The organism is Vibrio sp. 10N.222.48.A3, assembly GCF_041475345.1.
Taxonomy (GTDB): domain Bacteria; phylum Pseudomonadota; class Gammaproteobacteria; order Enterobacterales; family Vibrionaceae; genus Vibrio; species Vibrio tasmaniensis_A.
Window position 1 is genome coordinate 1 of record NZ_JBFRVX010001737.1, and the last position, 352, is coordinate 352.

The following is a 352-nucleotide window of genomic DNA, read 5'->3' on the forward strand; positions in this document are numbered from 1 at the left end:
TAAACGATCGGCATTAGAGCATTATGCTCGGCTTTTAAATTCACTGTTTAAGCTATTCACCTATAAGCACTTGGCTTGTAAGTTCCACTTAAACTAAAGGTTGATTAACCTTCGTTGCGCTCTGGACGACGACCGCGGTTGCCGCCATTGCCTGCTGCGTTGCCATGGCCACGTTCGCCACGGTGGTTACCACGGTGATCGCCACCACGGTTACGGTCAAAGCGACGTTCGCCATCACGACCACCAGCAGAGTTACCATCACGTGCGCCGTCACGGTTGCCACGGTAGCCACCACGACCGCCATTGCCACCTTCACGGTTACCACCTTCGCGATTACCGCCTTCACGGTTAC

1 pseudogene is annotated in these 352 nt (G+C 54.0%); it reads right to left on the reverse strand.

Going from position 1 to position 352, the window contains the following annotated elements:
• Positions 1-104: 104 nt before the first annotated feature.
• Positions 105-352, reverse strand: a pseudogene (locus AB4653_RS28685) (ATP-dependent RNA helicase); the annotation flags it as partial.